Origin of the sequence: Streptomyces sp. NBC_00158, from assembly GCF_045160885.1 — a bacterium.
GTDB lineage: Bacteria > Actinomycetota > Actinomycetes > Streptomycetales > Streptomycetaceae > Streptomyces.
Map to the genome: position 1 here is coordinate 1,998,947 of NZ_CP108161.1, position 22,014 is coordinate 2,020,960.

General features: G+C 72.6%; 16 protein-coding genes. 4 read left to right on the top strand and 12 right to left on the bottom strand.

Features of this window, described 5'->3' with window-relative positions; translation table 11 throughout:
* Positions 1–16 precede the first annotated feature (16 nt).
* Positions 17–625 carry a TetR/AcrR family transcriptional regulator gene (locus OG553_RS08840; protein ID WP_405978455.1) on the bottom strand — a complete coding sequence of 203 codons (609 nt, stop codon included), beginning with the start codon at positions 623–625 and terminating at the stop codon, positions 17–19.
* A gap of 103 nt (positions 626–728) precedes the next feature.
* Here OG553_RS08840 and OG553_RS08845 point away from each other — a divergent pair, with 103 nt between their 5' ends.
* On the top strand, positions 729–2,270 hold the full coding sequence (locus tag OG553_RS08845) for an MFS transporter (RefSeq protein WP_405978456.1): 1,542 nt from the start codon (positions 729–731) through the stop codon (positions 2,268–2,270).
* Between the two features lie 77 nt (positions 2,271–2,347).
* On the opposite strand, the gene serA is transcribed toward OG553_RS08845, so the two are convergent.
* From serA to OG553_RS08875, 6 genes are all read right to left on the bottom strand, one after another.
* Positions 2,348–3,937, bottom strand: coding sequence for a phosphoglycerate dehydrogenase (gene serA / locus OG553_RS08850; RefSeq protein ID WP_405978457.1), 1,590 nt, complete (start codon positions 3,935–3,937; stop codon positions 2,348–2,350).
* 294 nt (positions 3,938–4,231) lie between these two features.
* Positions 4,232–5,233, bottom strand: a complete 1,002-nt coding sequence (gene ilvC, locus OG553_RS08855; RefSeq protein WP_405978458.1) for a ketol-acid reductoisomerase — start codon at positions 5,231–5,233, stop codon at positions 4,232–4,234.
* A 157-nt stretch (positions 5,234–5,390) separates the two neighbouring features.
* Positions 5,391–5,915 carry an acetolactate synthase small subunit gene (ilvN, locus tag OG553_RS08860; protein ID WP_405978459.1) on the bottom strand — a complete coding sequence of 175 codons (525 nt, stop codon included), beginning with the start codon at positions 5,913–5,915 and terminating at the stop codon, positions 5,391–5,393.
* Between the two features lie 32 nt (positions 5,916–5,947).
* Positions 5,948–7,837, bottom strand: coding sequence for an acetolactate synthase large subunit (locus tag OG553_RS08865; protein ID WP_405978460.1), 1,890 nt, complete (start codon positions 7,835–7,837; stop codon positions 5,948–5,950).
* A gap of 228 nt (positions 7,838–8,065) precedes the next feature.
* Positions 8,066–10,942, bottom strand: coding sequence for a putative bifunctional diguanylate cyclase/phosphodiesterase (locus OG553_RS08870; RefSeq protein WP_405978461.1), 2,877 nt, complete (start codon positions 10,940–10,942; stop codon positions 8,066–8,068).
* Between the two features lie 307 nt (positions 10,943–11,249).
* Positions 11,250–12,197 carry a 2-hydroxyacid dehydrogenase gene (locus OG553_RS08875; RefSeq protein WP_405978462.1) on the bottom strand — a complete coding sequence of 316 codons (948 nt, stop codon included), beginning with the start codon at positions 12,195–12,197 and terminating at the stop codon, positions 11,250–11,252.
* An 84-nt stretch (positions 12,198–12,281) separates the two neighbouring features.
* Here OG553_RS08875 and OG553_RS08880 point away from each other — a divergent pair, with 84 nt between their 5' ends.
* From OG553_RS08880 to OG553_RS08890, 3 genes are all read left to right on the top strand, one after another.
* Positions 12,282–13,289: an aldo/keto reductase gene (locus tag OG553_RS08880; protein WP_405978463.1), complete on the top strand. Its 1,008-nt coding sequence runs from the start codon at positions 12,282–12,284 to the stop codon at positions 13,287–13,289.
* A 148-nt stretch (positions 13,290–13,437) separates the two neighbouring features.
* Complete coding sequence (locus OG553_RS08885; protein WP_405978464.1) at positions 13,438–14,694, top strand: PQQ-dependent sugar dehydrogenase; 1,257 nt, start codon at positions 13,438–13,440, stop codon at positions 14,692–14,694.
* A 50-nt stretch (positions 14,695–14,744) separates the two neighbouring features.
* Complete coding sequence (locus tag OG553_RS08890; RefSeq protein ID WP_405978465.1) at positions 14,745–14,975, top strand: DUF6191 domain-containing protein; 231 nt, start codon at positions 14,745–14,747, stop codon at positions 14,973–14,975.
* Here OG553_RS08890 and OG553_RS08895 read toward each other — a convergent pair.
* The 5 genes from OG553_RS08895 to OG553_RS08915 all read right to left on the bottom strand — a co-directional run bounded on the left by OG553_RS08895 (position 14,972) and on the right by OG553_RS08915 (position 21,987).
* Positions 14,972–18,046 (bottom strand): helix-turn-helix transcriptional regulator, encoded by a 3,075-nt coding sequence (locus OG553_RS08895; RefSeq protein WP_405982992.1) that lies wholly within the window; start codon positions 18,044–18,046, stop codon positions 14,972–14,974. The two genes, OG553_RS08890 and OG553_RS08895, sit on opposite strands and share 4 nt — an antisense overlap.
* A gap of 80 nt (positions 18,047–18,126) precedes the next feature.
* Complete coding sequence (locus OG553_RS08900; protein WP_405978466.1) at positions 18,127–18,321, bottom strand: hypothetical protein; 195 nt, start codon at positions 18,319–18,321, stop codon at positions 18,127–18,129.
* A gap of 158 nt (positions 18,322–18,479) precedes the next feature.
* Positions 18,480–19,076 (bottom strand): hypothetical protein, encoded by a 597-nt coding sequence (locus OG553_RS08905; protein ID WP_405978467.1) that lies wholly within the window; start codon positions 19,074–19,076, stop codon positions 18,480–18,482.
* 91 nt (positions 19,077–19,167) lie between these two features.
* Positions 19,168–19,722, bottom strand: a complete 555-nt coding sequence (locus OG553_RS08910; RefSeq protein WP_405978468.1) for a GNAT family N-acetyltransferase — start codon at positions 19,720–19,722, stop codon at positions 19,168–19,170.
* A gap of 27 nt (positions 19,723–19,749) precedes the next feature.
* The gene (locus OG553_RS08915; protein WP_405978469.1) at positions 19,750–21,987 is read right to left on the bottom strand and encodes an MMPL family transporter; all 2,238 of its coding nucleotides are present in this window, start codon (positions 21,985–21,987) and stop codon (positions 19,750–19,752) included.
* Positions 21,988–22,014 lie beyond the last annotated feature (27 nt).

A 22,014-nucleotide genomic window follows, 5' to 3' on the forward strand; every position in this document is an offset into this window, starting at 1 on the left:
CCGACCGCCCGAGGGGCTACTCCCCCGCCGGCGCGGCGGAGCCGCCGGGGAGGGACGCCGTCAGGGTTTGCGCGATCCGGCGCAGGCCCTCGGTGAACTCCTCGGCGGAGGAGGCGGTTCCGGGGTCGAGCAGCCACTGGATCATCAGCCCGTTGAGCAGTGCCTGGACGACGGAGCCGAGGGTGCGTTCGTCGCGTTCGGTGAGCTCCTCCTCCGGGGTGCCGGTGAAGAGCGAGATCAGGCCCCGGCGGCCCTCGGACTGGGAGGCGGCGAGCATCCCGCGCAGCTGCGGCAGCCGGTCACCGCTCAGCGCGACCTCCATGCTGGCCGCCCAGACGGGCGCCGATTCGTCGTGCTGCGCGAGCACGCCGTCCCACATGGCGTGCAGGCGCTCCGCGGAGCCGTCGGCACCGGGCAGGCGGCCCTGGAAGGCGCTCTCGCCCCACTCCTGCATCAGGGCGATGAACGCCTGGGTGAGCAGGGCGTCCTTGGAGCCGTAGTGGTAGCCGATGGACGCCAGGTTCGTGCCGGAGGCGCCGACGATGTCGCGCGCCGTGGTGCGTACGAACCCCTTCTCGACCAGGCACTTCTTCGCGCCTTCGAGCAGATCCTCTTTGTGTCCCATGGCCGCCACCGTAGCAAGACGGGCGTCCTAGACGAAGGTCCCACACGAACTTTCCATACATCCGTCATAGACAAGCGTTCAACACGCTTGTACATTCCTGCTCATGACGAACCCCGCCGCCACGGCACACCTCGCCGGCCGCCGCGAATGGACGGCCTTCACCGTCCTGCTGCTGCCCCTGCTCCTGGTCTCGATGGACGTCTCCGTCCTCTACTTCGCGGTCCCGGCCATCACCCGGGAGCTCGACCCGACCGCCGCCCAGCAGCTGTGGATCTTCGACAGCTACGCCTTCGCCCTCTCCGGGCTGCTGATCACGATGGGCTCGCTCGGCGACCGGATCGGCCGCCGCAGGCTGCTGCTGATCGGCGCCGGCGCCTTCGGCCTCGCCTCCGTCGCCGCCGCCTTCGCCACCAGCGCCGCGATGCTCATCGCGGCCCGGGTCCTGCTCGGCGTCGGCGGCGCCACCCTGATGCCCTCCACGCTGGCCCTGGTCCGCAACCTCTTCCAGGACCCCGGGCAGCGCGGCAAGGCCATCGGGATCTGGTCCGGCGCCATGACCGGCGGTGTCGCCCTCGGGTCGGTGCTCAGCGGGGTGATGCTGAAGCACTTCCACTGGGGCTCGGTCTTCCTGGTCAACGTGCCCGCGATGCTGCTCCTGCTGGTCCTGGTCCCGGTCCTGGTACCGGAGTTCAAGGACCCGGCCCCCGGCCGCTTCGACCTGCTGAGCGTGCCGCTGTCCATGGCCGCCGTACTGCCCGTGGTCTACGCGCTGAAGGAGATCGCCGCCGAGGGCTTCGAGCCGCTGTACGCCGCCTGCCTGCTGGCCGGCCTGGCCTTCGGGTACGCCTTCGTCCGGCGCCAGCGCGGCCGCGAGGACGCGATGGTGGGCCGGGCACTGTTCCGGGACCGCCGCTTCGGGGCGGGCATCGGCCTGAACTCCGTCGCCGCCTTCGCGATGATGGGCTCCGCCTACTTCACCACCCAGTACCTGCAGTCCGTGCTCGGCATGGGCACCCTGGAGGCCGCCCTGTGGAGCCTGGCGCCCTCGCTGCTCATCGGCGCGGCCGCACCGGTCGCGGCCGCCCTGGCGCAGCGGACCGACCGCTCGCGGGTGATCGCCGGGTCCTTCGCCGTCGCCGCCGCCGGGTTCGGGCTGGTCTCCCTCGTGGGCACCGACTCCCTGTGGCTGCTGCTGGCCGGCGCCGGGGTGCTCGCCTCCGGCATCGTCGGCGTGATGTCCCTGGTCTCCGACATGGCCCTCGCCACGGCCCCGGCCGAGAAGGCCGGTTCGGCCGCCTCGTTGCTGGAGACGGGCCAGGAGTTCGGCGGGGCCCTCGGGATGGCGCTGCTGGGCAGCCTCGGCACCGCCGTCTACCGCGCCGACCTGGCGGGCGAGCCGTCCGCCGTACGGGAGACCCTGGGCGGCGCCGTCGCCGCGGCCGGGCAGGCCGGGGGCGCGGCCGGCGGGCAGCTGCTGGCCCTGGCCCGGGAGGCCTTCGTGCACGGGATGCAGTACGCGGCCTGGGGCGGTGCGGTACTGCTCCTCGCGGCGGCGGGGCTCGCGGCGGCCCTGACGCGGGGCGGGACGGGCGGGGCTCCCGCCGGGGCGGAGCCGGCCCCGGCCGAACCGGTACCGGCGCGCTGAGCCGCGTACGGGTGTGGACGGGCGCGCGAAAGGGCCCGGGGTCGGCGACCCCGGGCCCTTTCACACGTGCGCGCCGGTCAGACGAGGTTGACCGTACGGGCCGAAGCGGCGCCGATCTCCTCGGAGATGGCCGCGAGGACGTCCACCGGGACCTCCGCGTCGACGGTGAGGACGACGAGCGCCTCGCCGCCCTCCTCGGCACGGGCGACCTGCATGCCCGCGATGTTCAGACCGGCCTCGCCGAGCAGCTGGCCGACCTTGCCGACCACGCCCGGGCGGTCGGTGTAGCGCAGCACGATCATGTGGTCGGCCAGGGCCAGGTCCACGTCGTACTCGCCCACGCCGACGATCTTCTGGAGGTGCTTCGGGCCCGCGAGGGTGCCGGAGACCGACACCTCCTGGCCGTCCGACAGGGTGCCGCGGACGGTCACCACGTTGCGGTGGTCCGGGGACTCCGAGCTGGTGGTCAGACGGACCTCGACGCCGCGCTCCTGCGCGAACAGCGGGGCGTTGACGTAGGAGACCGTCTCGTCGACGACGTCCTCGAAGACGCCCTTGAGGGCGGAGAGCTCCAGCACCTTGACGTCGTGCTGGGTGATCTCGCCGCAGACCTCGACGTCGAGGCGGACCGCGACCTCGCCCGCGAGGGCGGTGAAGATGCGGCCGAGCTTCTCGGCGAGCGGCAGGCCGGGGCGCACGTCCTCGGCGATGACGCCGCCCTGGACGTTGACCGCGTCCGGCACGAGCTCGCCGGCGAGCGCGAGGCGCACCGACTTGGCGACCGCGATGCCGGCCTTCTCCTGGGCCTCGTCCGTGGACGCGCCGAGGTGCGGGGTGCAGACGACCTGGTCGAGCTCGAAGAGCGGGGAGTCCGTGCAGGGCTCCTTCGCGTACACGTCCAGGCCGGCGCCGGCGACGCGGCCCTCCTTGATGGCCGAGTACAGCGCGGCCTCGTCCACGATCCCGCCGCGGGCGGCGTTGACGATGCGGACGGACGGCTTGACCTTGTGCAGGGCCTCGTCCCCGATGAGACCGAGGGTCTCGGGGGTCTTGGGGAGGTGCACGGTGATGAAGTCGGCGACCTCCAGGAGCTCGTCCAGCGTCAGCATCTTGACGCCCATCTGGGCGGCGCGCGCGGGCTGCACGTAGGGGTCGTACGCGACGATCTTCATGCCGAAGGCCGACATGCGCTGGGCGACCAGGACGCCGATGCGGCCGAGGCCGACGACGCCGAGGGTCTTCTCGCTGAGCTCGACGCCCGTGTACTTGTTCCGCTTCCACTCGCCGTCCTTCAGGGCGGTGTTGGCCTGCGGGATGTTGCGGGCGGTGGCGACGAGCAGGCCGCAGGCGAGCTCGGCGGCGGTGACGATGTTGGAGGTCGGGGCGTTCACGACCATGACGCCGGCCTTGGTGGCGGCGGAGACGTCGACGTTGTCGAGGCCGACACCGGCGCGGGCGACGACCTTCAGCTTCTTGGCCGCGGCGATGGCCTCGGCGTCCACCTTGGTGGCGGAGCGGACGAGTATCGCGTCCACGTCGACGATCGCGGGGAGCAGCTCGGCGCGGTCGGCGCCGTTGACGTGCCGGATCTCGAAGTCCGGACCGAGCGCGTCCACCGTGGCGGGCGACAGCTCTTCGGCGATGAGTACGACAGGTTTCGAGCTCACGTGGGTCCTCACAAGTCCAGTGCGGACGGCCGTCCCGACGGCCGCAGGCGGTGGAGGGGGTAGCCGCGTGGAAGACGCACGACACTGTGGGCCTGACGCGTTGTGTTGAGCAGTGTAGTGGCGGATCGGGTGCGGATTTCCGCCTGTACGGAAGGATCACCCGTCCGGGATTGGCCGGGGTGGACAATCCGTCCTATCCGAGGGCTACATTCCGGTGTTCTCCGGCCGGGGCCGGAGGGGAGCGGGTATACGGCGGGGCCGGGACTCGCCGTCCCGGCCCCGCCGTTCACGAGATCAGCTCTCGTCGCTGTCGACCCAGCTCATCAGCTTGCGCAGCTTCTTGCCGGTGGTCTCCAGCAGGTGCTCCGAGTCGGCCTTCTTGTACTCGTTGTACTTCGGCAGACCGGCCTTGTACTCGGCCATCCACTCCTCGGCGAACTTGCCGCTCTGGATCTCCTCCAGGACCTTCTTCATCTCGGCCTTGGTGGCGTCGGTGATGACGCGCGGGCCGGTGATGTAGTCGCCCCACTCGGCGGTCTCGGAGACCGACCAGCGCATCTTCTCCAGGCCGCCCTCGTACATGAGGTCGACGATGAGCTTCAGCTCGTGCAGGCACTCGAAGTAGGCGATCTCCGGCTGGTAGCCGGCCTCGGTCAGGGTCTCGAAGCCGGCCTTGACCAGGGCGGAGGCGCCACCGCAGAGGACGGCCTGCTCACCGAACAGGTCGGTCTCGGTCTCCTCGGTGAAGGTGGTCTTGATGACGCCGGCGCGGGTGCCGCCGATGCCGGCCGCGTACGACAGGGCCAGGGCGAAGGCGCTGCCCGAGAAGTCCTGCTCGACGGCGGCGATGCACGGAACGCCGCGGCCCTCCTCGTACTGACGGCGGACCAGGTGGCCCGGGCCCTTGGGGGCGACGAGGGCGACGTCCACGTTGGCCGGGGGCTTGATGAAGCCGTAGCGGACGTTGAAGCCGTGGCCGAAGAAGAGCGCGTCGCCCTCCTTCAGGTGGTCCTTGATGGACGCCTCGTAGATCTCGGCCTGGAGCGGGTCCGGGGTCAGGATCATGATGACGTTCGCCCACTCGGCGGCCTCGGCGACCGGGAGGACCTTCAGGCCCTGCTCCTCGGCCTTGGCCTTGGAGCCGGAGCCCTCCTTGAGGCCGACGACGACGTCGACGCCGGAGTCACGGAGCGACAGCGCGTGGGCGTGGCCCTGGCTGCCGTAACCGATGACCGCGACCTTGCGGCCCTGGATGATGGACAGGTCGGCGTCGTTCTCGTAGAACAGCTCGGCCACTGGGATATCTCCTTGGTGCGCTGGTGTTGCTCCCACCGTACGGCGGGGAACGGAATGAGAGTTTCTCGGTCTCGCTATGCGGGCCGGCGTGTCAGCCGCCACGCCGTGGATCCGCCACGTCGTGGATCCGGCGCGGCTGGTCCGGTGGCCGCGGGGCTCAGGCGCTGCGTTCGAGGGAGCGCAGGCTGCGGTCCGTGATGGACCGGCCGCCACGCCCTATGGCGATGGTGCCGGACTGCACGAGTTCCTTGATGCCGAAGGGCTCCAGCATCTTGAGCATCGCGCCGAGCTTGTCGGTGCCGCCGGTGGCCTCGATGGTGACGGCCTCCGGGGAGACGTCGACGGTCTTGGCGCGGAACAGCTGGACGATCTCGACGATCTGCGAGCGGGTCTCGTTGTCGGCGCGGACCTTCACCAGGACGAGCTCGCGCTCGATGGCGTTCGACGGCTCCAGCTCGACGATCTTGAGCACGTTGACCAGCTTGTTGAGCTGCTTGGTCACCTGCTCCAGCGGGAGGTCCTCGACGTTGACGACGATGGTGATGCGGGAGATGTCGGGGTGCTCGGTGACGCCGACCGCGAGGGAGTCGATGTTGAACCCGCGGCGGGAGAACAGCGCGGCGATCCGGGCGAGGATGCCGGGCGTGTTCTCGACCAGGACGGAGAGCGTGTGCTTGGACATGTGAGTCGTTCTCTCTCTCAGGCTCTCTCGGCTCAGTCGTCTTCGTTGTCGCCGAAGTCGGGGCGGACGCCCCGGGCTGCCATGACCTCGTCGTTGGAGGTGCCGGCGGCGACCATCGGCCACACCATGGCGTCCTCGTGGACGATGAAGTCGATCACGACCGGACGGTCGTTGATCGCGTTGGCCTCGGCGATGACCTTGTCCAGGTCGGCCGGGTCCTCACAGCGCAGGGCGACGCAGCCCATGGCCTCGGACAGCTTGACGAAGTCCGGGACGCGGGTGCCCATGCGGGGGGAGGCGGACTCGCCGACCTGGGAGCCGACGGTGTCGTGGCCGGTCTCCTCCGCGTGCAGGACCGTGTTCGAGTACCGCTGGTTGTAGAACAGGGTCTGCCACTGGCGGACCATGCCCAGCGCGCCGTTGTTGATGATCGCGACCTTGATCGGGATGTTGTTCAGCGCGCAGGTGGCCAGTTCCTGGTTGGTCATCTGGAAGCAGCCGTCGCCGTCGATCGCCCAGACGGTGCGCTCCGGCATGCCGACCTTGGCGCCCATCGCGGCGGGGACCGCGTAGCCCATGGTTCCGGCGCCACCGGAGTTCAGCCAGGTGCGGGGCTCCTCGTAGTTGACGAAGTGCGAGGCCCACATCTGGTGCTGGCCGACGCCGGCCGCGTAGATGGTGCCCTTCGGCGCCAGCTGGCCGATCCGCTCGATGACCTGCTGCGGCGAGAGGCTGCCGTCCTCGGGCAGGTCGTAGCCCAGCGGGTAGGTCTCGCGCCAGCGGTTGAGGTCCTTCCACCAGGCGGTGTAGTCGCCGGTGTTGCCCTCGTTCGCCTCCGCCTGGACGGCCTGGATCAGGTCGGCGATGACCTCGCGGGCGTCACCGACGATCGGGACGTCGACGGCGCGGTTCTTGCCGATCTCCGCGGGGTCGATGTCCGCGTGGATGACCTTGGCGAAGGGGGCGAAGCTGTCCAGCTTGCCGGTGACGCGGTCGTCGAAGCGGGTGCCGAGCGCGATCAGCAGGTCCGACTTCTGGAGCGCGGTCACGGCGGTGACGGCGCCGTGCATGCCCGGCATCCCGACGTTCTGCGGGTGGGTGTCCGGGATGGAGCCCAGGGCCATCAGGGTGGTGACGACCGGGACGCCGGTGAGCTCGGCGAGGACCTTCAGCTCGGCGGTGGCGCCGGCCTTCATGACGCCGCCGCCGACGTAGAGGACCGGCCGCTTGGCGGCGGCGATCATCTTGGCGGCCTCGCGGATCTGCTTGGCGTGCGGCTTGGTGACCGGCCGGTAGCCGGGCAGGTCCTGGCTGGGCGGCCAGGAGAAGGTGGTCTTCGCCTGGAGGGCGTCCTTGGCGATGTCGACGAGGACCGGGCCGGGGCGGCCGGTGGAGGCGATGTGGAAGGCCTCGGCGATGGTCTTCGCGATGTCCTCGGCCTTGGTCACCAGGAAGTTGTGCTTGGTGATCGGCATGGTGATGCCGACGATGTCCGCCTCCTGGAAGGCGTCGGTGCCGATCGCCTTGGAGGAGACCTGGCCGGTGATCGCGACCAGCGGGACGGAGTCCATGTGCGCGTCGGCGATCGGGGTGACGAGGTTGGTGGCGCCCGGGCCCGAAGTGGCCATGCACACGCCGACCTTGCCGGTGGCCTGGGCGTAGCCGGTGGCGGCGTGGCCGGCCCCCTGCTCGTGGCGGACCAGGATGTGACGGACCTTCTTGCTGTCCATCATCGGGTCGTACGCCGGGAGGATGCAGCCGCCCGGGATACCGAAGACGGTGTCGCACCCCACCTCTTCGAGAGAGCGGATGAGGGACTGCGCGCCCGTGACGTGCTCAACTGCGGTGGGCTGGTGGTGCCCACCCGTACGGGGCCGCGGCTGCGGATGGTGGGCCCCGGAGGCCTGCTCGGTCATCGGCATTCTCTTCTCGAAGCTGAGGGTTTTACGAGGAGCGGGGGGTGGTCCGGATCTGGTCCGGACGCGTGTGCCAGTGCAACAAAAAACCCCTCGTGCCGGGTGGCAAGCGAGGGGAGCGCGTCGGTGGTGTCGAGCGGGGACATGCAGGCCCCAGCTTCAGCCGACGCGCTTTCCAAGTACGAGAATTCGGGTGCGCATGGCATTGACCCTCCCTCCGGCGGGAGGTGGATGTCAAGCGGGTGGGACGGGCGTCTCATTATTTGAGCCTCTACGGATGACCATCGAGCCACCGGACGAGCCGCCGGCCAAGGCGTGCTGGGCCGTACCGCCCGGTACTGGGAACGTACCTCTCACGAGCGCGCGCCGCAGCCTGTATTCGTCAAGCGGTCCGGAGAAGGCCGCCCCCTGGCCGTGGGTGCAGCCCATCGCCCGCAGCGCCAGCACCTGCTCCGGGAGGTCCACCCCGTCGGCCACGGACTGCATGCCGAGGTCGTTTGCGATCCGCAACAATCCGGCCGTGATCTTGTGCAGCCTGGCCGATTCGACCACCCCTTCGACCAGGCCCCGGTCCAGCTTGAGGAGGTCCACCGGGAGCCGCCGGAGGGCGCTGATGGCCGCGTAGCCGCTGCCGAAGCCGTCCAGGGCGATCCGTACCCCGAGCCGGTGCAGGGCCGTGAGACGGCGCTCCAGCTCGTCGAAGGGCACCCTGGGGTCGGACGCGGCTAGTTCGAGCACCAGCGACCCGGTGGGCAGCCCGTGGCGGCTCAGCAGGGCCTCCACGCTGCCGGCGGGCGCGGAGCGGTCCAGCAGCCGCTGGGCGGTCATCCGGACGGCCACTGGTACGTCGTGCCCGGCCCGGTGCCGCTCGGCGGCCTGCTCCACGGCCTCCTCCAGGAGCCAACGGCCCAGTTCGGCGGTGCGCGAGCCGTCCGGGCCGGCGGCGGCACCGCCCTCGGTGTGTTCGGCCACCCGGAGGAACTCCGCCGGGGTGAACAGGATCCCCTGGGCGGAGCGCCAGCGGGCCTGCGCGGCGACGGCGGCGACCTCGCCGGTGGCCAGGCAGACCACGGGCTGGTGCAGCAGGGCGAACTCGCCCTCGTGCAGCGCGGTGCGCAGCCGCCCGGCCAGCTCGGCCTTGCGCACGACCTCGGCCTGCATCTGGGGCGCGTACAGCTCGACCCGGTCCTTGCCGCCCGCCTTGGCCCGGTACATCGCGAGGTCGGCGTTGCGCATCAGGTCCGAAGGGGTGATGCCGGGGTCGGCGAAGGCGACGCCGATGCTGGCGGCCACCCGGACCTCGCTCCCGGCGATGCGGTAGGGCTGGGAGAGGGTGGCGCGCAGCCGGTCGGCGATGTCGTGGACCTGGTACTCGCGGGCGCTGCGGTCGCGGCTGCCGTCGCCGAGGATCAGGGCGGCGAACTCGTCGCCGCCGAGGCGGGCGGCCGTGTCGCCGGCCCGGACGGCGTCCTGGAGGCGGCGGGCGGCCTCGACGAGGAGCTCGTCGCCGGCCTGGTGGCCGATGGTGTCGTTGACGGCCTTGAAGCCGTCGAGGTCGATGAAGAGCACGGCGGTGCTGTGGTCGCCGGCCCGGCGTCCGGTGAGGGCCTGGCGGACGCGCCGGGTGAACAGGGCCCGGTTGGGCAGGTCGGTCAGCGGGTCGTGCTCGGCGCTGTGCTGGAGCTGGGCCTGGAGGCGGACCCGTTCGGTGACGTCGCGGCTGTTGAGGATGAGGCCGCCCTGGTGGCGGTTGACGGTGGACTCCACGTTCAGCCACTCGCCGCCGCCCGACTTGAACCGGCACTCGATGCGGGTGGTGGGCTCCTCGGCGGGCGGGGCGGCCAGGAAGCGGCGTACCTCGTGGACCACCCTGCCGAGGTCGTCGGGGTGGATCAGGGCGGCGAGCTCGGTGCCGACCAGTTCCTCCGCCTCCCGGCCGTAGACCCCGGCGGCGGCGGGGCTGACGTAGCGCAGGGTCCCGGTGGGCGCGGCGATCATGATGACGTCGCTGGAGCCCTGGACCAGGGAGCGGAAGTGGTTCTCCTTCTGGGCCAGTTCCTGGGTGAGCGCGATGTTGTCGAGGAGCATGATGCCCTGCCGGATGACGAGGGCGAGGACGACGGTGCAGCCGGTGAAGACCACCATGCGGTCCACCTTCCGGCCGTCCACGACGTTGTAGAGGATGCCGAGGGTGCAGACGGCGGCCGCGAGGTACGGGGTGAGCGCGGGCAGCGAGCCGGTGATGGGGCGGCTGTGCGGGCGCTCCGGGCGCGGCGGCGCGGGGCGCGGGACGGGATCGGGCCGGCGGGCGCCCCAGGGGGCGTAGGCGAGCAGCAGCGAGCCCGCGAACCAGCCGGCGTCGAGGATCTCCCCCGAGCTGTAGGTGGTGTTGAGCAGCGGCGAGGTGAACAGGGCGTCGCTCAGGACGGTCAGGGCGAGGGCCGCGATGGCCGTGTTGACCGCGGAGCGGTTGTTCGCCGAGCGCCGGAAGTGCAGCACCAGGACCATCGAGACGAGTGCGATGTCGAGGAGCGGGTACGCGAGCGAGAGCGCGGCGCGCGGCACGCTGCCGGGGGCTCCCGACTGGGCGGTGCGGGCGGCGTTGGCGAGGGCCAGGCTCCAGGACAGGGTCAGCAGCGAGCCGCCGATGAGCCAGGAGTCGAGGCCGAGGCAGACCCATCCGGCCCGGGTGACCGGGCGCTTGGCCAGGACGAGCAGGCCCACGATGGCGGGCGGTGCGAAACAGAGGAAGGCGAAGTCGGCGAGCGAGGGCTCGGGGACCTTCTGGCCGAGGACCACCTCGTACCAGCCCCAGACGGCGTTCCCCAGGCCGCCCATGAGCGAGGAGAAGGCGAACATCAGCCAGGCGGGACGTTCGCGCCGGTCGATCGCGCGGGCGTAGTGGTAGCAGGAGACGGCGGCCAGTAATCCGGCGGCGCTGAGCCCGAAGTCGCCCATGATCTTGGCGAGTTCGGGCGATCCCCAGCCGAGGGCGGCTCCGACGGCGTAGCCGCCGCTGACCAGCGCGAGGAGGAGTTGCGCCGCGAGACCCCGGCCGCCTCCGCCGGTGACCGGCGGCCGGGTCAGCAGCGCTGCTCCCGGGGCGCTCACCGGTGCCCCTCGCCGGCCGGTTCCGGTGCGGTCCAGTCCCGGCAGCGCCGCCTGCGGCGGCCCTGCCGCATCGGATCCTTCGTCCATTGGCCGTACATCGCCCGTCGCCCCCCAAAGTGTCCGATCACTCCCCAGCGCCAGACGTACGTGGCGCAGCCCCTTGTTCCGGACGATACACCACTTTCGTCACTCAGCGACATAGCTGCTCTACGCTCCGTCACCAAGAGGGGGGTCCTGGCCACCGGTCGCGCACGCTTGGTCGCCCAGCGTAGCCGCGCGGCGTCCCGAAGTGCGGGACGCGCCGCCCTCAGTCCTTGATCAGGACGGTGTTGTGGACCTCTTCCCCGGCGGCGAACCGGGTGAGCTGCCGGGCCACGAGCCGCTTCGCCCTGGGTTCGAACGCCGAGCTGCTGCCGCCGACGTGAGGGGTGATCAGGACGTTCGGGGCGTGCCAGAGGGGGTGGCCCGCGGGCAGCGGCTCCGGGTCGGTGACGTCCAGCGCGGCGCGCAGCCGGCCGGAGTCCAGTTCCGCCAGCAGGGCGGCGGTGTCGACGACCGGCCCGCGCGAGACGTTCACGAGCAGGGCGCCGTCCTTCATGCGCCCGAGGAAGGCGGAGTCGACGAGTCCCCGGGTGTCCTCGGTCAGCGGGGTGGTGAGGACGACGACGTCCGCTCCGGGGAGGAGGCCGGGGAGGTCGGCCAGCGCGTGGACCGGCCCGTGCGGGGCGGTGCGGGCCGAGCGCGCGACGCGCGTGATCCGCCCGCACTCGAAGGGGACGAGCCGGTCCTCGACGGCCGCGCCGATCGCCCCGTAGCCGACGATCAGGACGGACCTGTCCGCGAGGGCGTCGTAGAAGCCGCCGCGCCACTCCTCGCGGTCCTGGCCGCGCACCATGCCGGGGATGCCGCGCAGGGAGGCAAGGACCAGGGTGAGGGCGAGCTCGGCGGTGCTGGCCTCGTGGACGCCGCGGGCGTTGCACAGCCGCACTCCGGGGCTGAGGTGGCCGAGGCCGGGCAGGACGTGGTCGATGCCGGCGGTGAGGGTCTGCACCACGCGGAGACCGGGCATCCGCGGGAGCGGGCGCAGGGTCACCTCCTGGGACTTCATGTACGGGGTGACGTAGAAGACGCAGTCGGCCGGGTCGGCCGGGAAGGTGTCCTCGCCGTCCCACTGGCGGTAGTGGAAGCAGTCGGGGAGGCCGTCGACCTCTCCGGGCGGGAAGGGGAGCCAGACGTCCCCGGTCGTTGCAGTCATGATCACGAGGCTATGCGAAGGGAACTGGATCAAGCCGTTAGTTTGAGGGCCGGACCGGGAGCGGGCCGGAAGGGGGACGCAGGGGTGGAGCGCAGGTCGATCGGGTCGGGACCGCTGACGGTGGGAGCCATAGGGCTCGGCTGCATGCCGATGAGCTGGGCCTACGCGCCTTCTCGGCGGCGGGGCGAGGAATCGCTGAGCACCCTGCACACGGCGCTGGACCTGGGGGCGAACCTGCTGGACACGGCCGATCTGTACGGGCCCTACACCAACGAGCTGGTGCTGGGCCGGGTGCTGCGGGAGCGGCGGGCCGAGGCCTTCGTGTCCGCCAAGGTGGGGCTGCGGGCGGGCGAGGGGCACGTGGTGGCCGACGGGCGGCCGGGGTACGTGCGGCGGGCGTGCGACGCCTCGCTGCGGCGGCTGCGGACCGACGTCATAGACCTGTACCAGCTGCACCGCGTGGATCCGGAGGTGCCGGTGGAGGAGACCTGGGGCGCCATGGCGGAGCTGGTGCAGGCCGGGAAGGTGCGGGCGCTGGGGTTCTGCGCCCTGGGCGCGGGGGCCGGGCCGGGCGCGGGGCGGCGCGGGGACCGGGGGTACCGGACGACGCTCCGGCAGCTGGAGCGGGTGCAGCAGGTGTTCCCGGTGACGGCGGTGCAGGCGGAGCTGTCGGTGTGGTCGCCGGAGGCGGCGTGGCAGCTGCTGCCGTGGTGTGCGGCGCGGGGGGTGGGGATGCTGGCGGCGATGCCGCTGGGCAGCGGGTTCCTGACCGGGACGCTGACACCGGGGCAGGGGTTCGAGGAGGCTGACGTGCGGGCGCGGCACCCGCGGTTCACCGCGGACGCGATGGCCTCCAACCAGGTGCTGGTGGCGGGGCTGCGGCGGGTGGCCCGGCGGCACGGGCCCGAGGTGACGGCGGCGCAGGTGGCGCTGGCCTGGGTGCTGGCGCAGGGGCCGCACGTGGTGCCGGTGCCGGGGGCGGAGCGAGCACGGTGGGCCGCGGAGAACGCCCGGGCGGCGGAGGTGCGGCTGACGGGTGCGGAGCTGGCCGAGATAGCGGCGCTGCCTGCGGCGGTGGGAGCCTGGGACTAGGCGGCCGGATCTCGTCCCTCTCCCCCGAATCCACTCGATCGGGTGTACGAGGGGTGGAACTTCGGGAGCGGCCGGGTCTGTTGGGATGGGTGAAGGGCAGGACTGGAGGACACGGGCAGGGGACGGACGACCGGAGGGGAGCGGGACGATGCGGTACGGGCAGTTCCACAGGGGCGGGGCGGTACGGGGCGCCGGGGAGGCGCCGGGGTACGGGGGCGGTCGCGCGCGGCGCCGGGGCGTGCCCGCGTGGCTCGCGCTGGCCGGGTGCGGGGTCCTGCTGGCGGCGGGGTGTTCCCCGCCGGACGGCGAGCGGGCCGGGCCGGGCGGTTCCCCGCCGGGCTCCCCGCCACCGGTAGCGGCGTCCTCCGGGGCGTCGGGGGCCGCGGACGCCTCGGGGCCGCCCGTGAAGGGGTCGGTGACGGTGTCGGGCGAGCTGGCGAAGGGGCTGGAGTCCCCCTGGGGCGTGGCCCCCCTGCCCGGCGGGGACCTGCTGGTCGCCTCCCGCGACAAGGGCACCGTCAGCCGGGTGCGGGCGGACACGGGCGCGGTGACGCAGATCGGCCGGGTTCCCGGGGTGGCTCCCGGCGGGGAGGGCGGGCTGCTGGGCCTCGCGCTGTCCCCGGACTTCGCGTCGGACCGGATGGTCTACGCGTACTTCACGACCGAGTCCGACAACCGCATCGCCCGGATGCGGTACGGCGAGCAGAGACCGGCCGGGCAGCAACTGGGCGCTCCCGACACGGTGTTGCGGGGCATCCCGAAGGGGCTCATCCACAACGGCGGCCGGATCGCCTTCGGCCCGGACCGGATGCTCTACGCGGGCACCGGCGAGACCGGGGACACCTCGCTGGCGCAGGACAGGAAGTCGCTGGGCGGGAAGATCCTGCGGATGACCCCGGACGGGCGTCCGGCGCAGGGCAATCCGGAGGCCGGCTCGATCGTCTACTCCTACGGGCACCGCAATGTGCAGGGCCTGGCCTGGGACGGGGACAAGCGGCTCTGGGCGTCCGAGTTCGGCCAGCGCACCTGGGACGAGCTGAACCTGATCGAGCCCGGGGGCAACTACGGCTGGCCGGAGGCTGAGGGGAAGGGGAAGGGCGGCAAGGCGGGCTTCCGTGAGCCGGTGGCGGTGTGGAAGACGGACGAGGCATCGCCGAGCGGGATCGCCTGGGCGGAGGGCTCGATCTGGATGGCCGGGCTGAAGGGCGAGCGGCTGTGGCGGATCCCTCTGAAGGGGACCGCGGCGGCCGGGGAGCCGGAGGCCTTCCTCCAGGGGAAGTACGGCCGGCTGCGCACGGTGGTGCCCCTCGGCGGTGACGGACTGCTGCTGGTCACGAGCGAGACGGACGGGCGCGGGTCGCCGGAGCCGGGCGACGACAGGATCCTGAAACTGACGGTGCGGTGACCTGAGCGGCCCCGGAGGGGGCGGAAGGCGGGGCGAGCGCGGTGTTCAACATGATCGAGGAGCTCTTCAACCCGGGGCGCAAGCACGCGCACGAGGAGAAGAAGCGGCTGGAGCTGTCCCGGACCGACGTCGGTGACGGCGATCCGGGACGGGGCCCCATAGACCTCGACTCCGGCAAGGTGCTCATACGCCCGGCCGAGGTCCCCGAGCCCGGCGCGGCCGAAGGGGCCGAAGGCGCTGACCGTTCCGACGGGTCGGCCGGGGGCGGGGGCGCGGCCTAGCGGGGTCCCGCCGCGGGTGCGGGGGCCTGCGCCGCCGCCGGGGTGAGCGGCGCGGTGAAGAGGTGCAGCCGGTGGGCGAGGGCCGCGGCCTCCCCCCGGCTCGCGACTCCGAGCTTGGCCAGGATGTTCGAGACGTGCACGCTGGCCGTCTTCGGGGAGATGAAGAGTTCCTCCGCGATCCCGCGGTTGGTGCTGCCGGCCGCGACGAGCCGCAGGACGTCCCGTTCGCGGCTGGTCAGCCCCAGGGCCTCGATGGGGTCGGTGTCGGGGACCGGGGCGGCCGCGTGGGCCTCCTCGGCGGTCAGCGGGAGCCGGGCGCGCTGGGCGAGCAGGGCCAGGTCCTCCCGCAGCCGTCGCGAGCCGAGCCGGTCGGCGGCGGCGTGGGCGTCGCGGAGCAGGTCGGCGGCGGTCTCGCGGTCGCCTCCCGAGACGAGCAGCGCCTCGGCTAGCCGGTGGCGGGCCCGGGCGAGCAGGTACGGGCGTTGGAGGGGGCGTACGGCTGCCTCGACCGCGGTCCAGTCGGCGGCGGTGTCGCGGGACTCGGCTCGGAGCAGTTCTGCCCTCAGGTACTCGGCGTGCGCGGCCCACAGGGGGACCGGGGTGGCCAGGGTCCGGGCGGCGGTGCGCAGCACCTCCAGTGCGGCGTCACGGCCGGCGTCGGCCACCGGCAGGCCCCGGGCGTCCGCTTCGGCGGAGGCGGAGGCCAGCAGCAGCGGCCAGGCGTAGCGGTGCTGGCCGAGCGGGAAGCCGTGGGCCACGGCGTCGGCGGTCTCGGCGCGGACGTCGGCTATGCGGCCCTCGCCGTCGGCCAGTCCGATGGCCAGCCGGTAGAGCGGGAGCCGGTGCTGGGGCTGGCGGTCGTGGGTGCCGAAGTGGGCGTGGGCGGCGGCGAGCTGCTGGGCGGCCTCGGTGAGTTCGCCGCGGGCGAGGGCCAGGTAGGCCAGGCGGGCGGAGGCGGAGCCGCGCGGGGCCGCGCTCTGGCCGACGCGCAGGGTGCGGCGGGCGGCTTCGGTGGCCTCGTCCCAGCGGCCCAGGCTGTACAGGCTCTCCGCCATGTTCCCGCAGACCCAGGCCTCGGTGTCCAGGAGCCGGGACCTGCTGACGAGTTCGACCCCTTGTTCGGCCAGTTCCACGGCTTCGCGGGACCGGCCCATGGATTCGAGTTGAGAGGTGATGTTGACGTGAGCGCGACCCGCGACCACGGTGAGTCCGAGTTCGGTGGCGCGGTCCTTGACCGCGTGCAGTTCGGCGAGGCCGGTGGTGCCGTCGCCGGAGTCGGTGAGCAGGCAGCCGTAGGTGATCCGGGCGTTGAGCTCGGTCTCCTCGGCGCCGATCATGCGGGCGTACTCCACGGCCCGTTCGGCGGCGGCGAGGTTGCCGGGGCCCGGGTTGTGGAGCATGCCCCAGCCCGCGGCCCGGACGAGGACGTCGGCGTGCACCTGGGACGGGGGCAGCCCCTTGACCAGTTCCTGGGCGGTGGCGATCTCGTGCCAGCCGTCGCCCCGGCCGAGGTTGGCGACGAGGCGGGAGCGTTCGGTCCAGAACCAGGCGGCGCGCAGCGGGTCGTCGCCGTCCTCGTCGAGGGTGCGCAGGGCCAGTTTGGTGAGTTTCAGGGCGCGTTCGCGTTCGCCGCCGAAGCGGGCGGCGACGGTGGCCTCGGCGAGCAGGTCGAGGCGTTGGAGCGGGGTGGTGGCCGGGTCGCAGCCGCAGGGCGGGTAGACCTCGGTGTAGTCGGCGGGGCGCAGGTCGGCGCGGACCTCGTCGGGGACGCTGTCCCACAGGTCCATGGCCCGTTCCAGCAGGCTGAGCTGCTCGGAGTAGGCGTGCCGGCGGCGGGCGGTGACGGAGGCGGCGAGGACGGCGGGCAGGGCCTTGGCGGGCTCGTTGGCCGCGTACCAGTAGTTGGCCAGCCGGATGACCCGCTCCTCGGCGCGGACCAGCGATTCGTCGTCTTCCATGGCTTCGGCGTAGCGGCGGTTGACGCGGGCGCGTTCGCCGGGGAGCAGGTCGTCGCTGACCGCCTCGCGGACCAGGGAGTGGCGGAAGCGGTAGCCGTCGCCGTCGCTGGTGGCGAGGAGGATGTTGGCGCCGACCGCGGCCCGCAGGGCCTCGATGAGTTCGTCCTCGCCGAGCCGGACCACGGCGCGCAGCAGGGCGTACTCGACGGTGGAGCCGCCCTCGGCGACGATGCGCACCACCCGCTGGGCGGCGTCGGGCAGTACCTCGACGCGGACGAGAAGGAGGTCGCGCAGGGATTCGGTGAGCCCGGTGCGGCAGCCGCTCTCCTGGGAGGCGACGAGTTCCTCGACGAAGAAGGCGTTGCCGTCGGAGCGGTCGAAGACGGAGTCGACGAAGCTCTCCTCCGGCCGCGAGGCGAGGATCCCGGCGAGCTGGCGGCGCACCTCGGCCCGGTTGAAGCGGGACAGCTCGATGCGGTGGACGGTGCGGAGCCGGTCGAGTTCGGCGAGCAGCGGGCGCAGCGGGTGGCGGCGGTGGATGTCGTCGGCGCGGTAGGTCGCGACGAGGACGAGGCGGCCGCGGGCGAGGGTGCGGAAGAGGTAGGCGAGCAGGTGCCGGGTGGAGGTGTCCGCCCAGTGCAGGTCCTCCAGGACGAGCACGACGGTGCGGTCGGCGGCGAGGCGTTCCAGCATCCTGGCGGTCAGTTCGAAGAGCCGGGCGGTGCTCTCCTCGTCGTGGGGGCCGCGGGGGGTCTCGCCGAGTTCGGGGAGGATCCGGGCGAGTTCGTCCTCCTGGCCGGCGGCGGCCTCGGCCAGTTCGTCGGGGAGGCTGCGGAGCAGGGCGCGCAGGGCCGTGGAGAAGGGGGCGAAGGGAAGTCCCTCCGCCCCGATCTCCACACAGCCTCCGACCGCCACCACGGCGCCGCGGCGGGCGGCCTCCGTGATGAACTCCTCGGTCAGCCGGGTCTTGCCGACTCCCGCTTCTCCGCCGATGAGCAGGGCCTGCGGCTCCTGGTCGGCGGCGCGCCCCAGGGCGTCCACGAGTGCGGCCAGTTCGTCGGCTCGGCCGACGAACACCGGGCTGACAGATCTGGTCTCCACGCCGCCGAGCATCGCACACAGGTCCGGTCGGGCGGCAGTCGTTATCGCTGCGCTTGTCATCTCGCCCCGTCTCCGGTGGTCCGCGGCGCGGGTTACGCGGCGCGGGTGAAGAGACCCCGGTGGCGACTCACCGTCCTCTCGGATTCCTGGCTCCGAGAGGAGCGGGCGGCCTGCTTGGCCTCGCGGACGGCCCGGTACCGGTCGGCCTCGCGGATGAGGTCGGCGCGGCGGGCGGTGGCGATCTCGTACTCGAACATCTCGTTCTCCCTGGTTGCTTTCTCGGGCACCTCGTTCGGTGTGATCCAAGATTCGCGTCCCAGAGGGGTGCGGCACATGGGGCTCATGCCGCATCTCTGCGGTGCCCGGGTCCTTAGGCCGGGGGCCGGGGGGCCTGAGCCGCGCTGGGGCGGCCTAAGGCCGGGCGGGAGTTCCCGTAAGGCGGTGCCTACTGGGCGGCCGTGGGGAGCGGGAACAGCAGGTCGAAGTACATGAGGCCGAAGAGCAGGACTCCGAGGAGGCCGAGGGCGACCGCGGCCCAGGAGACGGAGCGGACCCAGGTGGGGTGGACCCGGCCGGGGGCGCCGAAGGCGGGACCGGCGAGGACGAAGACGGCGAGGAGGAGGGCGAGGGTGGAGAGGACACCGTTGACGAGGGCGGTCATGTGCCAGGCGTCGCCGTACAGGGCGGCGATCTTCTCCTTGGCGGTGGTCGCGCTGACCGATTCGATCTGGCCGATGAGCGTCTGGCGTTCGGCGGCGACGCGGGAGACCCAGCTGCCGCTGAGGGCGACGAGGCCGAGGCCCGCGGCGACGACGGCGGTCGCGGCGGCTCCGACGCCGGTGCTCCGTTCGGGGGCGTCCTCGTCGATGTCGTCGATGTCGTCAGTGTCGGCCCCGTCGGCGGGTTCGGTGGTGCCGGCCTGCTCGGGGTCGAGGTCCGCGGCGGGTTCGGCGGCTGCCGTCCCGGGGGTGGCCGCCTTGTCCTCGGGGGCGTCCGCGTCCGCTTCGGTGGCGGTCGGGACGGGGGTCTTCGTGGTGTCCATGCCGGGCACCGTAGGCGGCGTTTCTGAGAGGTTCCTGAGAGGTCGCGCGGAGCCCGGCCGGCCGGGGGCCGCGGGCCCCCGGCGGTGGTGGCTACGCCTGGCGGGCGGCGGCCCGTTCGTGGGCGAGGACGGCCCAGACCTCGGTGTCCTGGCGGACTCCGCGGTGGAGGTGGTTCTGCCGCATGACCCCGTCCCGGGTCAGCCCGAGGCGCTGGGCGGCGGCGATGCTCTTCTCGTTGCCGGCGGCCACGTGCCATTCCACGCGGTGCATCCCGCGCACGTCGAAGGCCCAGTCGATCAGGATCCGGCAGGCCTTGGTGACCAGGCCCCGGCCGGCCCCGGCGGGCTCCAGCCAGCAGCCGACCTCGCAGTTGCCGGCGGCGGCGTCGAAGGTCCGGAAGAGGACCCCGCCGACGAGGGTGCCTTCGACCCGGATGCCGTAGAGCCGGGCGCCGTCCCTGGCGGCCTCCTCCGCCTTGGAGCCGAGCAGGTGCCGCGCCGATTCGAGGTCGGTGACCCGGTCCGGCAGGCCGATGAACCGGCCGATGAACTCGCGTCCCCGGTCCATGTGCGCCAGGAACTCCTCGGCGTGCCACACCTCCAGCGGGAACAGCTGGGCGTCGTCGGCCAGGTCTATCGCGAACATCTCTGCTTCCTTACGGCTCGTGACCGGTCAGCGGGGCGTGCGGGCCGCCGGTTCGGTGTGGTCCGTTTCCGGCCGCTGCGACGGAAGTGTCGCACGGGGAGCGGTCCGTTCCGGCGGCTCGATGCTGATGCGGGGCAGCCGGCGGTCGAGCCAGGCGGGGATCCACCAGTTGGCCCCGCCGAGCATGTGCATGAGCGCCGGGACGAGCAGGGTGCGCAGGACGAAGGCGTCGAGTGCGACGGCGGCGGCGAGTGCGATGCCGAACATCGCGATGAGCCGGTCGCCGCTGAGCACGAAGGCCAGGAAGACGGAGATCATGATGACGGCCGCCGAGTTGATGACCCGGCTGGTCTCGGCGAGGCCCACGCGGACGGCCCGCCTGTTGTCACCGGTCTCCAGCCACTCCTCGTACATCCGGCTGACCAGGAAGACCTGGTAGTCCATGGAGAGGCCGAAGAGCACCGACACCATGATCACCGGCAGGAAGGGCTCGATCGGTCCGGCGCTGCCCAGGCCCAGCAGCTCGCTCCCCCACCCCCACTGGAAGATCACGACGACCACGCCGAAGGAGGAGGCGACGGCGGCGACGTTCATGGCGGCGGCCTTGAGCGGTATGCCGATGGACCGGAAGGCGAGCAGCAGCAGGACGCAGCCGAGCGCGATGACCACTCCGACGAACAGCGGCAGTTTGCCGACGATGACCTCGGCGAAGTCGTCGTAGCCGGCCGTGACGCCGCCGACGTGGGCGTCCATGGTGCTGCCGTGTCCGGCGCGGGGGATGGCGTCCCGGCGCAGGGTGTCGACCAGTTCGCTCGTGGCCCGGGACTGCGGGGCGGAGTCGGGGACGACGGTGAGGACGGCGGTGTCCCCGCTGCGGTTGAAGACGGCCGGGCCTGCGGAGGCGACGCCCTCGGTGGTGCGCAGTGTTTCCGTCAGCCGCTCGAAGGCGACGCGGTCGCCGGCGCCGTCGAGCCGGGCGACGACGCTGAGCGGGCCGTTGGCGCCGGGCCCGAATCCTTCGGCCAGCAGGTCGTAGGCCTTGCGGGTGGTGGAGGAGGCCGGGTTGTTGCCCTGGTCGGAGGTGCCGAGGTGGAGCGAGAGCGTCGGGAGCGCGAGCGCGGCCATCACCAGCGCGGCGAGCAGTCCGAGCGGTTTGGGGTGGCGTTCCACGAAGGCCGACCAGCGGGCTGCGAACCCGGTGGGCTGCTCGGGCCGGGGGCCCTCGGCGGCGAGCCGGCGCCGTTCGCGGCGGGAGAGGGCCCGTATGCCGATGTACGAGAGGAGGGCGGGCAGCAGGGTGACGGAAGCCGCCACGGTGAGGACCACGGTGAGGGAGGCGGCTATCGCGACCCCGTCGAGGAAGTTCAGCCGCAACACCAGCATGCCGAGCAGGGCTATGCAGACGGTGGCGCCGGCGAACACGACGGCCCGGCCGGTGGTGGCGACGGCGTTCGCGGCGGCTTCCTCGACGGTGAGGCCGCGCGCCAGGCCCTTGCGGTGCCGGGTGACGATGAAGAGGGCGTAGTCGATGCCGACGCCGAGGCCGACGAGGGTGCCCAGCATGGGGGCGAAGTCGGCGACGGGCATGGCGTGCCCGAGGAGGGTGATGCCGAAGTAGGCGCTGCCGACGCTGACGAGGGCGGTCGCGATGGGCAGCAGGCTCGCGGCGAGGGAGCCGAAGGCGAGGAAGAGGACCACGGCGGCGATGCCGACGCCGATGACCTCGGCGAGGTGGGCGCCGGGTGCCTCGGTCAGGCCGATGGCGCGGCCGCCGAGTTCGACCTGGAGGCCGTCGGCCTGGGTGTCGGCGTTCTTCGCGGTGGTGACGACCGCCTTGGCCTGGGCCTTGGGTACGGAGTCGGCCTGCCGGTCGAAGGTGACCACCGCGTAGGCGGTGCGGCCGTCGGGGCTGATCTGCGCGGCGCCGGCGGGGCCCGGTGCGTAGGGGCTCGCGACCGATGCCACCCCGGGCAGGGCGGCGACGGCGTCCAGGGCCCGGGTCATGCGCTGTTCGATGTCCGGGGTGCGTGCCGTCCGGTGGTCCGGGGCCCGCCACACGATGGTGTCGGTGTCGCCGCCCTGGCCGTGGAAGCCGTCGCGCAGCAGGGCGTGGGCCTTGGCGGATTCGGTGCCGGGGACCTCGTAGTCGTTGGAGAACGCGGTGCCGGCCGCGCCGGCGGCCGCGGCGGTCCCGCCGAGGGCGAGCAGCCAGATCAGGACGGTGACCAGTCGGTGCCGCAGGCACCACCGTGCGATTGCTGCCAACGGACGTGCTCCCTGGTGGTTCGGATC